Origin of the sequence: Saccharicrinis aurantiacus (assembly GCF_001660705.2) — a bacterium.
Taxonomy (GTDB): Bacteria; Bacteroidota; Bacteroidia; order Bacteroidales; family Marinilabiliaceae; genus Saccharicrinis; species Saccharicrinis aurantiacus.
In genome coordinates this window covers 1-15,581 of sequence record NZ_LYBV02000055.1, presented here as the reverse complement: position 1 = coordinate 15,581, position 15,581 = coordinate 1, and the positions used below count along the sequence as shown (strand labels likewise).

Sequence of the window (15,581 nt, the reverse complement as noted above, 5' to 3'; positions counted from 1 at the left end):
AGTTGGTTTATTTGCTAATGGATATATTTTCAACTCAATTGAAAACCATTGGTTATCGTGGACCAAACATCCTGTCAGATCACTAATTATTGCATTCTCTATCACAACCATTTATTCGAGCATAATAATTTGGGGAGTTAACTATTTATGGTTCATCGTAATTATGAAACTTTCTTTGAGTGCTTTTAAGGCCTTTGTAATTAATATTATTATATCAGAATACATCGTACTCTATATCATTACACTATTCATGTTTGCCCGTGCATTTTTCAACGAGTGGAGAACACTAATAATTAGCGAGCAGCAATTAAAGCAGCATGCACTTGAGCTACAATATAAGGTTTTGAGCAATCAGGTTAATCCGCATTTTTTATTCAATAGCCTCAATACCTTAAGCTCATTAATTAATATCGATACAGAAAGAGCCCAATCGTACGTTAATAAATTATCTTCATTTTATAGAGATTTACTATCCTATAGAGGAAAAGATATAATCTCGCTAAAGGATGAAATATTATTTGTAAATCAATACATCGCGCTACAAAAAGAACGATTCGGAAATAATATAGAGGTTAAGATAAATATTGATAATTCAGAATTATACCAAGTAATACCTATGACCATTCAAATGTTAGTTGAGAATGCCATAAAACACAACCAAATCAGTAAGGATAACCCGTTAACAATAAAAATACAAACAACAGATAAGTACATAAAAATCACAAATAATATTAAGCCGTACAACAAACCTATTGATGGAGAAAAATTAGGTTTAAGCAATCTAAAGGAACGCTATAAATATTTAAGCAACTCTCCGTTTGAACTTATAAAAACTGAGGAGCAATTTATAGTAAATGTTCCCCTATTAACTTTTGATTAGAATTATAAAAAATGAATGTACTCATTATAGAAGACGAACCATTAGCAGCAGAACATTTATGCAAAATGCTTCATAAAGTTAATCCTGACACTAAGATACTAGCCATCTTGGATTCTGTAGAATCTTCAATTAAATGGTTTAACCAAAATGAACATCCACCTTTAGTATTTATGGATATCCACTTAGGTGATGGTATTTCTTTTGAAATTTTCAGTTCTGTTAAAATAGAGTCCTTCATCATTTTTACAACAGCATATGATAAATATGCATTACAAGCTTTTAGTGTAAATAGTATCGATTATTTATTAAAACCATTAAGCATCAATAAACTTACTGAAGCAATCTTAAAGTTCAGAAACTACCACAAATTAGAAAATCCCAAGCCATCACAATTAAATATAGACTCACTAATTAATGCAATACAAAACAAACAAGAGAGTTACAAAGAGAGGTTTGTTGTAAAAGTTGGTATACGAATAAAAATGGTTCCCACAACTGAAGTTACCTGTTTTTATAGTTTCGAAAAAGGTACGTATATCCTCACCCAAAACAAATTTAATTATCTAATTGATTACACATTAGATAAACTATCAGAGCTCCTTAACCCCAAAGAATTTTACCGTATTAACCGCAAGCAAATTATTAGAATATCGGCAATATCAGAAGTGCAAACCCTTGGACCTTCAAGGATAAAAGTAAAATTAAAAGACTGTATTGATGACGAGTATATAGTTTCACGCGAAAGAATAAAAGGATTTAAAATCTGGCTAGAAGGTTAACTAATAAATATTTGGACTCCTAATTAACTAATTGAAAATTGAATTGAAAGGTTAAACCCATTATTGAATAATTTCTTTATTTTTGGGCTTTCAGAAAAACCCACACAATGGGTGCAATTTACTTAGTCAATCTAAAAATATGAGTATTCAAATAGTAGAGGTAAGCTCAAAAAAACAAATTAAGCAATTTGTTGAATTTCCATATCAACTATATAAAAACAACAAATTTTGGCTTCCAGCTCTAAAAGGCGATGAGTATAGCGCTCTTGATGTTGAGAAAAACCCAGCTTTCGATTTCTGTGAGGCCAAATTCTGGATTGCCTTGAAAGGCTCTGAAGTTGTGGGCCGAATTGGTGCAATTGTTAATGATCTTTGGATTGAAAAGATTGGAGAAAAGATCGGACGTATAACTCGTATTGAAGCCATTGACGATGCCGAAGTCTTTAAATTATTAATTCAAACTGCAGAAGATTATTTAAAAACTAAAGGCATGGTTGGAGTTATGGGACCTTTAGGATTCTCTAACCTTGACCACTCTGGTATACTAATAGAAGGACAAGACCACATGCCTGTTATGGCATCTGATTACCACTTTGCTTATTATAAAAAGCATATTGAAGATAATGGCTACACCAAAGAGCGTGACTGGTTAGAGTTTAGGATTACTTTCCCTGATGCTTTGCCAGAAAAATCGGTTAAAGTGGCCAATATGATTAAAAAACGATATGGACTTACTCCGGTTAACTTTACCTCAAAAAAAGAACTTGAGCCATATAAAGAAAAAATATTCAAGGTTTTTAACGATGCATTTTCTGGTTTATTCGGAACCTTCAGGTTACCTGATAGAATGATAAAATATTATATCGATAAATTCTTCCCTGCTTTAAACCCAAGATATGTAAAAGTAATATTAGATAAAGAAAATGAGCTAGCAGGTTTCATTATCGCGCTTCCATCTTTATCAAAAGCATTACAAAAAGCAAAAGGGAAACTATTACCGTTTGGATGGTACCACTTGAAAAAAGCTATTGACAATCCATCTGAAATGGACCTTATGTTGACAGGAGTTCGTCCTGAATTTCAGAAATTAGGACTTGCTGCGTTACTTACCAATGAGCTATGGAATACCGCAAATAATGATGGTGTTAAATTTGTTGAAACAACAGGCATGTTAGAAGACAACAATGTAGCCATTCAAATGTGGAAATCATTTGACCACATTCAGCATAAGCGTAAGAGGTGTTTTAAAAAGATGTTTTAATCAAAAACCACATATAAAAAGAGCTTTTCTACAACTAGAAAAGCTCTTTTTATATGTATATCATATTAGCTATTTAACTCGATAACTGTAATCTCAGGAGCCATACCTATACGTGCTGGCATGCCCAAATAACCCAAACCCCGATTTACATACAAATATTGATCTTTGTTTTTGTATAAACCATCCCAATGCTTGAACTTGTATTTTGCGGGAGACCACTTAAAGCCCTTCCAATTAATACCAAACTGCATTCCATGGGTATGACCTGCTAAGGTTAAATCATAAGACGTTTGCCCAACAACCTCAGCTTCCCAATGATCAGGGTCATGAGAAAGTAAGATTTTAAAATCGAAATGCTCAGTCCCTTTTTTAGCTTGTTGTAAATCTCCGTATTGCGGAAATGGTGCTTGTCCCCAATTCTCAACTCCAGTGATCGCAATTTCCTGATCTCCGATACTTAGAGCTACCGATTCATCTTTCAACAATCTAAATCCAAACTTTTTATGAGCATCCAATATACCTTGAAAATTTTCTTGTTTAGCTGCTTCTGATGGCCAGTTGCTGTAATCACCATAATCATGATTTCCTAACACAGAAAACTTACCTGATTTGGCTTTTAATTGTTGAAACATACTTTCCCAACCATGTGTTTCTTCTGCAAAATTATTTACCAAATCGCCCGTAAAAAATATCACGTCGGCATTTTCTTTATTGATTATATCTACAATACCTTCTAGCTTTTGATAATTTGAAGCAAAACTACCCAAGTGAATATCTGAAATATGAATGATCTTAAAACCACTGAAATTGTTTGGCAAATTGGGGTACTTAATTTTTTGATGCTTGGTAAAAAAAGAAAACCTCCCTTTTACCATACCGAATAGTACAGATATAAAAGGTGCGGTGGCAAATATAATTCCCACCTGACTCACAAATTTCTTTCTACTAATTCGTGGATATCGAATGGTGGTCTGCTCCAACGAGGCCTTCTTTACTTTATAATGTGAGAACGCCCAATCTATTAACATAAATAGACCATAATAAAGCAAATAAAAGAATTTGGGCATGTATAAAAGAAGAAAGGCTCCATTTATTACCATAAAATAATGATAAAAATCGGGCGATGATATTTCTCTAATTTGTATCGTTAGATAAAAGTAAGCAATCCCGAAAACCAAAGGGACAATCCCAAAGAACAGACGGGCTAAGTTTTTAGTTATAGAAGTTTGTTTAACTTCTTTTTTAAAGATTAAAAAACTCAATAAATCAACACAAACAAGTATGATGAGGATGGCTAAAAACGCAACAATTTTAAATTTCATACACCAATAATTGAATTATTTCTTATTCTTAAACGCAATTATCAGTCCATAGTTGTATAAAAAAGCTTAAAATAAGATGATTACGTCATTCCTCCCTTAATCATTATCCAATATATCGTCTCTTTTACATTCCGTTAACGAAAACATAAATCACACACATTCATTATTTATATTTAATATAAATAATGAAAAGTTTATTTTTCCAACAACTGAGCACTATCCTTACTAATAAAAGCTTTGAAAGCAATTAATAGTTTACAATTCCCTTCCTACAAAATCATTACATTTTGGAAATTGTGCATTTTCGTGTATTTTCGTGTTCGTTAACGGAAATAAAAGAACTGAAAATATGTCAACATTCATAAATCCCAATTTTGTATTACAGTCAAAAGTAGCACAAGAGATTTACCATAAGTACGCAAGTAATAAACCAATTATAGACTATCACTGTCACCTTGATGCGAAAGTAATTGCAGACAATTACAATTACGACAACTTAGGAGATATGTGGTTAGGAGGCGATCATTATAAATGGAGAGCCATGCGTATTAACGGCATTGACGAAAAATACTGTACCGGAAATGTTTCTGATAAAGAAAAATTCATGAAATGGGCCGAGACAGTTCCCTATACTGCAGCAAACCCTCTATACCATTGGACACATTTAGAATTGGCTCGTTATTTCGATATTTACGAGTTACTTTCTCCCGCTAATGCGGATAAAATATATAACTCAACAAAAGAAATGTTGAGTACACCTGAGTTTAGTGCACAAAGCCTCATCAAAAAAATGAATGTTGAGATGATTGGCACCACTGACGATCCTGCCGATAGCTTAGAGCACCATATCAGATTAAAAGAACAAGGTTTCGAAACTAAGGTACTACCATCGTTTAGAGCTGATAAAGTGTTTAACATTGATAACGCGATTGTTTTTACGGCTTACCTAGAAAAGCTTGGCGAAAGTGCAAATATCAACATTAGCTCGTTCGACACTTTAGTAGAAGCTTTGAATAAAAGACATCAATTCTTCCACGATTTAGGCTGTAGAATTTCGGATAGCGGACCTGATCGCTTTTTCTTTGCTGCCTATAATATGGATGAAGTAAAAAGCATCTTCGATAAAGCTATTGATGGCAAAACCATTACTACAGAAGAGAAAGAAAAATATATGACAGCTGTAATGGCAGCCTTAAGTCATATGAACCACAAACGTGGTTGGACGCAACAGTTCCATGTTGGAGCCATTAGAAATAACAACACACGCATGTTTAACCATTTGGGTGCTGATACTGGTTTTGATTCCATCGGCGATTCTCAACCGAGTTTAAAAGCTTCTCAATTTTTAAACTATCTAGATAGTACCGATCAATTGGCAAAAACCATTCTGTACAATTTAAATCCAGCAGATAATGAGATGTTCCTAACAATGTGTGGCAATTTTGCCGATGGAACAACTGCTGGCAAAGTATCTTATGGTGCTGCTTGGTGGTTTTTAGATCAGAAAACAGGAATGGAACGCCACCTAGAAGATTTATCTGCTTTAAGTTTACTAAGCCGATTTATAGGAATGGTAACCGATTCAAGAAGCTTTTTATCCTATCCTCGCCACGAGTATTTCAGAAGAATTGCTTGTAATTACATTGGCGATCAGGTTGAAAAAGGCTTAATACCAAACGACGAAAATATTCTTCAACTATTGGTTGAAGGTTTATCATATAATAATGCAAAAGCATTTTTAGGATTCTAATTTAATCATAGTAAAATTTTTAAGGGCATATCAATTATGGCAAAAAAAGTAGTCACTTTCGGGGAAATTATGTTACGCTTTGTAACTCCACAGTACCAACGTTTTTCACAAGCAACTTCGTATAACGCGTCTTATGGCGGTGGCGAGGCCAACGTTGCTGTTTCATTAGCTAATTATGGCGTTGATGTATCATTTGTTACTCGTTTACCAGAAAACGAAATTGCAGATGCATGTATTATGGAATTACGCAAGCATAATGTAGACACAAAAAAAATAGTTAAAGGTGGTGATAGAATAGGTACCTATTACCTTGAAACAGGTTCTGTAGCCAGAGCTAGTAAAGTTGTGTATGATAGAGCACACTCGGCTTTCTCTGAAATTAAGCCAGGTATGGTTAATTGGGAAGAAGTATTAGAAGGTGCGGATGCATTTCACTGGACAGGTATTACTCCTGCCGTTTCTCAAGGTGCTGCCGATGCTTGTTTAGAGGCTATCAAAGTGGCCAACAAATTAGGAGTTACGGTTACTACCGATCTTAACTACCGCAAAAACCTTTGGAAATACGGAAAGACAGGTGCTGAAATAATGCCTGAGTTAGTAGCAGGTTGCGATATTGTTTTAGGTAACGAAGAAGATGCAGCTATGATGCTTGACATTCACCCTGATGGTGTTGATGTTACTGGAGGACACGTTGAGGCCGAAGCTTACAGAGGTGTATCTCAAAAAATTATGGCAAAATTCCCAAGAGTTAAAAAGGTAATTACAACTTTAAGAGGATCGATAAACGCAAACCATAACTCATGGTCTGGTGTATTATACGATGGAAAAACATTATACGAAGCTCCAACATATCAAATCACGCATATTGTAGACAGAGTTGGTGGTGGCGACTCATTTATGGGTGGTTTGATATACGGACTTTTAGCCTACGAAGGAGACGATCAAAAAGCTTTAAACTTTGCTACTGCAGCATCATGTTTAAAGCATACAATTCATGGTGACTACAACTTAGCAAGCATTGCTGAAGTTGAAAAACTAATGGATGGTGATGCTTCGGGTAGAGTATCAAGATAAAATATTTATATCAATTTTGACAGAGTTTAAAAGGTGTCTTTTTAATGCGCTGAACGATATTGGTTAACGAACCAGTATTTTGAAGTATACTTGCTGTTCAAACGTATTAAAGAGCATCTTTTAACAGAGACAAAAATGATATATTACATCTGATTTGCGAATTACTTTGCACCTCGTTATGGTGAGGAACACGACCATACCAAGGCACCAATTTCACATTATGCCTTGAGATCGCTTCTTGCATCACGATGACGCAATATCGAATGATTTGACATTCGCAAAAGAGAATAATCATAATTAACAATAACAATTCGGTTATTGCCGATAATAAATATAAAATGGCAAAATATTCACGTATAGAAGTATTTAATGCAATGAAGGAAACAGGAGTTGTTCCTGTTTTTTATCACGAAGATATTGAGGTTTGTAAAGCAGTATTAAAATCGTGTTACGATGGCGGTATTCGCGTATTTGAGTTTGTAAACAGAGGCGACTTTGCACATCAGTTATTTGATGAATTAAACAAATACGCTTTGGCCGAACTACCTGGAATGATTTTAGGAGCAGGTTCGTTAGTAGAGGAAGCAACAACAGCTTTATATATGCAATTGGGTGCTAACTTTATTGTATCTCCACTATTGAACGAAAACATGGCTAAAATCTGTAACCGTCGCAAAGTAATGTGGTCGCCAGGTTGCGGAACTATTTCTGAAATTAACAAAGCACAAGAATTAGGTGCTGAGGTGGTAAAGGTATTCCCGGCTTCAGAAGTAGGTGGTCCTTCGTTTGTAAAAGCGGTAAAAGCACCAATGCCTTGGACAGATATTATGCCAACAGGCGGTGTAGATACTAGTAAAGAAAACTTAAAAATGTGGTTTGATGCCGGTGTTACTTGCGTTGGAATGGGATCTAAATTATTCCCTAAAGAAGTAATGGCACAAGGCGATTGGGCTAAAATGACTGAAATGGTAAAAGACTTGATGGCAAATATTGAGTCGGTTAAAAAATAGTAATATGCTTCAACTGAATTTAAAAGATAAAGTTGCTGTTATAACTGGGGGTGGTGGAGTTTTGTGCTCCACCATTGCACGTAACATGGCAGCTGAGGGAATAGTAACAGCAATATTAGACCTTAACTTAGAGGCTGCCGAAAAGGTGGCTCAAGAGATTACTGCTGAGTATGGGGTTAAATCCATTGGCTTATCGGCTAATGTATTAGACAAGGCCTCTTTAGAAACGGCAAAAGCTACTATTAACAAGGAATTGGGTAGCATTGATTATTTGGTAAATGGTGCAGGTGGTAATGCTGCTTCAGCAACTACAAAGGCTGAAGAAATTACCGAAAACGAAATGGATAGCCTAGAAGATACTTTCTACGGTTTAGAAATGGATGGTTTTGATAAGGTTTTTGCCCTTAACTTCCAAGGTACTTTATTGCCTTCAATGGTATTTTCTAAGGATATGTTAGGCAAAAAGGATGGTTCTATCATTAACGTTTCTTCAATGAACGCTTTCCGTCCCTTAACTAAAATACCAGCCTACTCGGCAGCAAAATCGGCTATTAACAACTTTACACAATGGTTGGCTGTGCACATGGCTAAAACTGGTATTAGAGTAAATGCCATTGCTCCCGGATTTTTATTAACCAATCAGAATCGTTTTTTATTGGTAGATGAAAAGACTGGTGAAGCTACACCACGCGGACAAAAAATTATTAATGGTACGCCAATGGAACGTTACGGTGAGCCAGAAGAATTGAGCGGAACTGTGATGTATTTATTATCTGACTGGGCCAGATTTGTTACCGGAGTTGTTATTCCGATTGACGGCGGCTTTAGTGCTTATAGTGGTGTGTAAAACACACTGAAATTTCGTTTTGAGTTCCTGAATTAACAAATGCCCTTGTTATTGGAAAACAAATACATTCTAAAAAAACTAAAATGGCTATAGAACAAACATGGCGATGGTACGGACCTAACGACCGTATTACGCTTAACGATATTAAACAAACCGGAGCTACCGGTATTGTTACGGCCTTACACCACATCCCAAATGGTGAAATATGGACCGTAGAAGAAATTACCAAACGTAAAACAATGATTGAGAAAGCAGGCCTTTCTTGGTCGGTTGTGGAAAGCGTTCCGGTACACGAAGACATTAAAAAGCAAAGCGGTAATTGGAAAACCTATACCGAAAACTACAAAACATCCATTGCCAACCTTGGCAAATGCGGTATAGAAACCATTTGTTACAACTTTATGCCTGTTTTAGATTGGTCGAGAACCAATTTAAACTTTGAGTTTAACGATGGCTCACTTGCTTTAATATACCAACAAAAGGTATTTGCTGCCTTTGATATGTTTGTATTAAAACGTAAAGGTGCAGAAAACGACTACTCTGAAAAAATAAAAAAAGAAGCTAAAGCCTACTTCAACAGTTTAGATGCTGATGGGATAGAAACCTTAACCAATACGGTTATTAAAGGCCTCCCTGGTGCTGAAGAAAGCTATACTCTAGAGCAATTTCAGGCAGTACTAGATGAATATGCTGGTATCAATGATGAAAAGTTAAGAGACCACTTACAGGAATTCTTAAGAGCTATTATCCCTGTAGCTATTGAAGCAGGCGTTCGTATGGCAATTCACCCTGATGATCCACCATGGGGATTACTTGGTTTACCTAGAGTAGTAAGTACTTTGGAGGATGCCAAAGCAATAATTGCAACAGTTGATTCCATTTCTAATGGGGTTACACTATGCACAGGATCGTGGGGTGCTGGGCACTTTAACGATTTGGCAATAATGGCAGAAGAACTTGCACCACGTATTAATTTTGCTCACCTAAGAAATGTGCAGCGCGATACAGATTATAACTTCCGCGAAGATTACCTTTTTGAAGGTGATGTGGATATTTACTCGGTACTAAAATCGATTATTACCGAAGAAGAGAAACGCAAAGCGCAAGGAAGAACAGATATTTCAATACCAGTACGTCCGGATCATGGAAACCAAATGCTTGGTGATATTGGTCAGGATAACAACCCTGGATATTCATTATATGGTAGAATGAAAGGCTTAGCCGAAATTAGAGGCTTAGAATTAGGCATACGCCGAAGTTTGAATATATAAACATAAATAGTATAAAGTATCAAGACATAAGTATGAAGATTACTTGGTGTTTAAGTATTAAGTGCAAATTGGACTAATATATTATTATGCACTGATAAGGTAATTCGCATAGATTTCTCTAGATCTTCAAAGATATAATTTTGATCAACTAGTTAAATCTTATGTCTTTATACTTTTGACTTTATACTAACTAATTCCAAATAATCTAATAAACAATGAAACTGTCTACCTATACAAAATTAACACTACTTGTTTTTACCATCCTCTTTGCAGGATGTAAGCAAAAAAAAGATACAACCACCCTAAAACTAGCCCACGGACTAGATCCATCGCACCCAGTACATAAAGCCATGGTTTATATGGCCGAGGAACTTGAAAAGGAATCGGGTGGTAAAATGAATATTGAAATTTACCCTAGCGGTCAGTTAGGTGGCGAACAACAATGCGTTGAGCTACTTCAAATTGGTAGTTTAGCCATTACCAAAGTATCAGCAGCGGTGCTTGAGAGCTTTACGCCCAACTACCAAGTATTGGGTTTACCGTATGTATTCCGATCAAGAGAACATCATTTTAATGTGATGGATGGCCCTATTGGTGAAGAATTCCTAAACTCAACAGAACAATTCAATATAAAAGGATTGTGTTTTTACGATGCTGGATTTCGTAGTTTCTATTCAGTAAACAAACCCATTAATAATCAAGAAGACTTAAAGGGATTAAAAATCCGTGTTCAAAAAAGTATTACAGCCATGAATATGGTTAAAGCCATGGGTGGCTCCCCTACTCCAATTTCGTGGGGCGAGTTGTACACAGCCCTGCAGAGTGGCGTGGTAGATGGTGCTGAAAACAATCCGCCAAGTTTACATACATCGCGCCATTACGAGGTATGTAAGTACTACACCTTAAATGAACACACCTGCGTACCCGATGTGATTATTATAAGTACTGTTGTTTGGAACAAGTTGAGTGAGCAGGAACAAAAATGGTTAAAGGCCGCAGCCGAAAAATCAGTGAGCAAAGAGCGCGAGCTATGGCGCCAAGCCGAAGAACATGCCTTAGAAATTGTGAAAGATGCCGGCATGGAGATTATTATTCCAGATAAAGAACCATTTATGAAAATGGTAGAACCTGTTTATGAGGCCTATAAATGTCAACCTGAGATATACGACCTAATTCAACGCATCAGAAACACTAAATAGCCTTGTTATGATCTTAAAAAAACAAATAGATAAAATATTAGAATATGTGCTTGTTACTTTAATGGGCCTATTAATATTAGATGTACTATGGCAAGTTTTTAGTCGTTACATCTTTGCATCGCCAAGCTCATTTACCGATGAGCTCGCAGGCTTTTTATTAATGTGGGTAGGTATACTCGGAGCTGCTTATGTAGTAGGCCAGCGCCAGCACTTGGCCATTGATTTGCTATTGCAAAAAGTAAAGCCATCAACGCAAGTTAAAATGTCAATCTTCATCAATATCTGCGTTGTATTTTTTGCCTTAACCGTTATGGTTATTGGTGGTGCATGGTTAAGCATTACACGCTTTCAGTTTAACGTGATGTCGGCAGCATTGAAAATACCTTTGGGCTATGTTTATCTGCTAATGCCAATAAGCGGCTTACTAACCATTTACTATTCTATTTATTACATTATTAACCCTTCAGAATCTCTATCGTAATGGATTATACAGGAATTTTAGTATTAATATTTTCATTCTTATTTCTGCTAGTAATTGGTGTACCCATTGCTTTTAGTATAGGAATATCGGGAATACTTACCATGTTAGTGAGTATCGACTCTTTACCTGCATTTACAACTTTTGCACAACGTATGGCCACTGGCTTAGATAGCTTTGCTCTATTAGCCATTCCGTTTTTTATATTGGCTGGTAACATTATGAACCGAGGTGGTATTGCCATACGGCTGATTAACCTAGCCAAATTATTAGTGGGCCGATGGCCTGCTGGATTGGCCTTTGTGAATGTTTTTGCCAATATGTTATTTGGCGCCATTTCCGGATCGGCAGCAGCATCGGCTTCAGCCATTGGCTCAATTATGGGACCCGAAATGAAAAAAGACGGTTATGATGAGAATTTTAGTGCTGCCGTTAATATTGCATCGGCCACAACAGGACTATCGATTCCGCCAAGTAACATCTTAATCGTATATTCTTTAGCTAGCGGTGGGGTTTCTATTACCGCCTTATTCTTAGCAGGATATTTACCTGGTTTGTTAACAGGATTATCGATTATGCTCACTTCAATGGCCTTAATTATCTACTATAAAAAAGGCTTTTCCGCATCGGCTATAGCTATAACTAAAGTAATACTCGGTTTAACCGCTATTGGATCTGCCATTTATGGTCTTTCCGTAATTAAAGGAAGTTCGCCTATTACGCATCAAGTAATTTGTGGTATTTTATTGGCTAGCCTATTGTTCTTTATCGTTCGATTTATAGTTAGAAGACCTGCTTCGGTAAAGCGAGGACTTAATGTTTTATGGCAAGCGGTACCTAGTTTATTTTTACTGATAGTAGTTATAGGTGGTATTGTTGGGGGGTTCTTTACGGCAACAGAAGCATCGGCCATAGCTGTTTTATATGCATTTATTTTATCACTTGCGTATCGCGAAATAAAAGTAAGCGACTTACCCTCTATCCTATTACATTCGGTTAAAACCACGGCTATTGTTTTATTATTAATAGCTACATGTATCGGACTTTCGTGGATTATGGCCTATGAAAACATTCCGCAAAATGTAAGCGATGGCTTATTGGGTATCAGTGATAACCCAATTATCATTTTACTCATCATCAATCTAATATTATTAGTGGTAGGAGTATTTATGGATATGACGCCTGCTGTACTCATCTTTACGCCAATATTTTTGCCTATTGTAACAAGTATGGGTGTTGATGCTACGCATTTTGGAATTATTATGGTACTTAACCTTAGCGTTGGCTTATGTACGCCTCCGGTGGGATCGGTACTATTTATTGGCTGTAGTGTGGCCAATGTAAAAATTGATAAGGTAATTAAACCACTACTGCCTATGTTTTTAGCCATGGTAGTAGTACTATTAATGGTTACGTACATACCTAAAATAAGCTTATTGCTACCCGAAGTGTTTGGATTTTAATTGATACAAAAGATAAAAGACAGAAGTATAAAGATCGTAAGCTAAGAATCTAATAGATTACAGTTTTATACTTTTGTCTTTATAACTAACAAAACAAAAAAGCCACTTATATTTGCAAACCGCATGAGCAAAGTAAGAATTAAAGACATAGCCAAAGAAGCCGGTGTATCCATCGGAACAGTTGATAGAGTGCTGCACAAAAGAGGTGAAGTAAAGGAAGCTACTAAAAAAAAGGTGCTAAAAATTGCCGAAAAGCTGAATTACAAACCCAATATTGCTGCACGTGTTTTAAAATCATCGACCTCATATAAAATTGCTATTATGCTGCCCAAAGCCTTGGGTAACAATCAATATTGGAGTAAGCACCCCATTGGTTTTAACAATAGCTTAGAGTCTATTTATCCCTTTACGGTTGATATGCAATTCTTTTTATACGAAATGCACAACGAGGATGATTTTAATAGAAATGCGGCACTTATTTTAAGCTGGCAGCCCAATGGTGTTATCCTTGCTCCTATTCTGAAAAAGGAATCGCAAACCTTGTGTATGCAGTTTGATTCGCTTAAAATACCCTATGCCTTTATCGATTCGTTTATTGATGATACCAATAGTATTTCATTTGTAGGTGAAGATGCCTACAAGGGAGGCAGAGTTGCCGCTAGCGTAGTTGATTTAGGCATTGAAAAGGAGGCGGATATTTTATTGGTTAACATTGCTCGTAACGTTCAGAATGTGGGTCATCTAAATAGTCGACAGAAAGGCTTTTTGAGTTATTTTGAGGATGAGAATACCAATACCGGACAAAAGATAAACGTAGAAATACCCAGCGATGCCATTGACGATATAAAAAATGTATTAGACCCGATATTTGCCACGCACACAAACATTAAGGGTATTGTGGTAACTAGTTCGCGTACCTATGCAGTGGCCCAGTACTTAAAAGAAAGTAAGCGATCGGAATTATTTTTGGTGGGCTACGAAGTGTTTGATAATAATATTAAGTACTTAAAAGATGGTGTGATTAATTACCTTATTGGTCAACGCCCCATTGAGCAAGCCGAAAAAACCTTTAAGAAGCTTTTTGATTTCTTGGCCTTTAATACCACGCCTGATAAAAAAGACTATCAGCCCATTTCGATTTACAATGTGGAGAATGTGAGTTATTTGTAAGCATTGTTTCGTTGCTTACAATCTACTTTTGCAATATTATTAATACCAAAAGAACAGTTTACTACATGGTAATTCCCGTGTTCTTTTGGCATATTTTACTATATAAAACTTCAAAAAATAAACCTACGTTTTTTTATACATTAAGCGGCATTTAAAACCGCAATGACTATAGAATAATTTGGGCATCAATATAGGTCCCGATAGCAAACTCTTTGCTTTGGTTTATTGGTTTTGCCAATACTTGTAGGGTATTACTTTCTTGCTCCACCGATTTATCGATATAGCTTATGGTAGCCTTAAATGTTTCATCATCGTTTAATGAATAAAGTACTTCTTGGCCTGTTTGTAACAAACCACTATACTGCGCAAAAACATTCAGTCTAATTATATTTTTACGCACATTAATAATATCAAACATATCGTTTTCGGAAGTAATCATTTTACCTGGTACTATATCAATATGATCGACATAACCACTTATTGGAGCGAGTATTTTTATTGTTGAATTTATGTTGCTAGCTGTGATGCTAGCCGGATTAATTCCCAACATCTCTAGCTTGGCAGAAAGTCCCGCTTTTTGCGCTTTTACTGTATTGAAATTTGATTTGGTTAGCTGATAGGTCTTTTCAGATATTGCTTTCTCTTTATGCAAAGTTTCTTGACGTGTATACTCTGTTTTAAGATATTCAAACTCACTCGATAAACTCAAGTATTCCATTTGCATATCTATATAATCAGGATGCTTTAATGTACTTAAAAGTGTTCCTTTTTCTACCCACTGCCCCATGTTCACGTTAATGGTTTCAACAAAGCCTCCCACTGTAGCGGTTACTGTAGCAGTATGTTGTGGCAGTATATCTATAATTCCAGTACAATGGATGGGCTTAAGTTCTGAAATAACAGGTATTGGTTCTTCTCTTGGGCTTTCCTCCTTGATTATTTCAGTTGTGTTATTATTTACTTGTGTTTCGCTTTGCGTGTTATTACATCCTACCCATAAAACTGCAAGAAGTAATGTGATTATATTAATTGTCTTCATTGTTATCTTTTTTAATGATCAATTCTATTATTTATAGC

14 protein-coding genes are annotated in these 15,581 nt (G+C 35.9%); 12 read left to right on the top strand and 2 right to left on the bottom strand.

The window, feature by feature from the left end:
* From A8B35_RS22795 to A8B35_RS22785, 3 genes are all read left to right on the top strand, one after another.
* Positions 1-880, top strand: an 880-nt coding sequence (locus tag A8B35_RS22795) for a sensor histidine kinase (protein WP_139314999.1), incomplete at its 5' end; no start/stop codon positions are given.
* 11 nt (positions 881-891) lie between these two features.
* Positions 892-1,659, top strand: coding sequence for a LytR/AlgR family response regulator transcription factor (locus A8B35_RS22790; protein WP_075604130.1), 768 nt, complete (start codon positions 892-894; stop codon positions 1,657-1,659).
* 139 nt (positions 1,660-1,798) lie between these two features.
* Complete coding sequence (locus tag A8B35_RS22785; protein WP_075604129.1) at positions 1,799-2,920, top strand: hypothetical protein; 1,122 nt, start codon at positions 1,799-1,801, stop codon at positions 2,918-2,920.
* A 65-nt stretch (positions 2,921-2,985) separates the two neighbouring features.
* Here A8B35_RS22785 and A8B35_RS22780 read toward each other — a convergent pair whose 3' ends face one another.
* Positions 2,986-4,242 (bottom strand): metallophosphoesterase, encoded by a 1,257-nt coding sequence (locus A8B35_RS22780; RefSeq protein WP_075604128.1) that lies wholly within the window; start codon positions 4,240-4,242, stop codon positions 2,986-2,988.
* A gap of 349 nt (positions 4,243-4,591) precedes the next feature.
* On the opposite strand from A8B35_RS22780, the gene uxaC reads away from it, so the two are divergent.
* From uxaC to A8B35_RS22735, 9 genes are all read left to right on the top strand, one after another.
* Complete coding sequence (gene uxaC, locus A8B35_RS22775; RefSeq protein ID WP_075604127.1) at positions 4,592-5,992, top strand: glucuronate isomerase; 1,401 nt, start codon at positions 4,592-4,594, stop codon at positions 5,990-5,992.
* Positions 5,993-6,028: 36 nt separating this feature from the next.
* Positions 6,029-7,066: a sugar kinase gene (locus A8B35_RS22770; protein WP_075604126.1), complete on the top strand. Its 1,038-nt coding sequence runs from the start codon at positions 6,029-6,031 to the stop codon at positions 7,064-7,066.
* Between the two features lie 338 nt (positions 7,067-7,404).
* The gene (locus A8B35_RS22765) at positions 7,405-8,076 is read left to right on the top strand and encodes a bifunctional 4-hydroxy-2-oxoglutarate aldolase/2-dehydro-3-deoxy-phosphogluconate aldolase (protein ID WP_075604125.1); all 672 of its coding nucleotides are present in this window, start codon (positions 7,405-7,407) and stop codon (positions 8,074-8,076) included.
* A gap of 4 nt (positions 8,077-8,080) precedes the next feature.
* Positions 8,081-8,923, top strand: coding sequence for an SDR family oxidoreductase (locus tag A8B35_RS22760; protein ID WP_075604124.1), 843 nt, complete (start codon positions 8,081-8,083; stop codon positions 8,921-8,923).
* An 83-nt stretch (positions 8,924-9,006) separates the two neighbouring features.
* Positions 9,007-10,194 carry a mannonate dehydratase gene (gene uxuA, locus A8B35_RS22755; RefSeq protein ID WP_075604123.1) on the top strand — a complete coding sequence of 396 codons (1,188 nt, stop codon included), beginning with the start codon at positions 9,007-9,009 and terminating at the stop codon, positions 10,192-10,194.
* 215 nt (positions 10,195-10,409) lie between these two features.
* On the top strand, positions 10,410-11,393 hold the full coding sequence (locus A8B35_RS22750; protein WP_075604122.1) for a TRAP transporter substrate-binding protein: 984 nt from the start codon (positions 10,410-10,412) through the stop codon (positions 11,391-11,393).
* 7 nt (positions 11,394-11,400) lie between these two features.
* Entirely contained in the window at positions 11,401-11,874 is a 474-nt protein-coding gene (locus A8B35_RS22745; protein ID WP_075604121.1) for a TRAP transporter small permease, read from the top strand.
* Complete coding sequence (locus tag A8B35_RS22740; protein ID WP_075604120.1) at positions 11,874-13,334, top strand: TRAP transporter large permease; 1,461 nt, start codon at positions 11,874-11,876, stop codon at positions 13,332-13,334. The genes A8B35_RS22745 and A8B35_RS22740 overlap by 1 nt, the downstream gene beginning before the upstream one ends.
* A 123-nt stretch (positions 13,335-13,457) precedes the next feature.
* Positions 13,458-14,504, top strand: coding sequence for a substrate-binding domain-containing protein (locus tag A8B35_RS22735; RefSeq protein ID WP_075604119.1), 1,047 nt, complete (start codon positions 13,458-13,460; stop codon positions 14,502-14,504).
* Positions 14,505-14,670: 166 nt separating this feature from the next.
* Here the strand turns inward: A8B35_RS22735 and A8B35_RS22730 are convergent, their stop codons facing one another.
* A complete protein-coding gene (locus A8B35_RS22730) occupies positions 14,671-15,543 on the bottom strand; it encodes an efflux RND transporter periplasmic adaptor subunit (protein ID WP_075604118.1) in 873 nt (290 codons plus the stop codon).
* Positions 15,544-15,581: the final 38 nt, after the last annotated feature.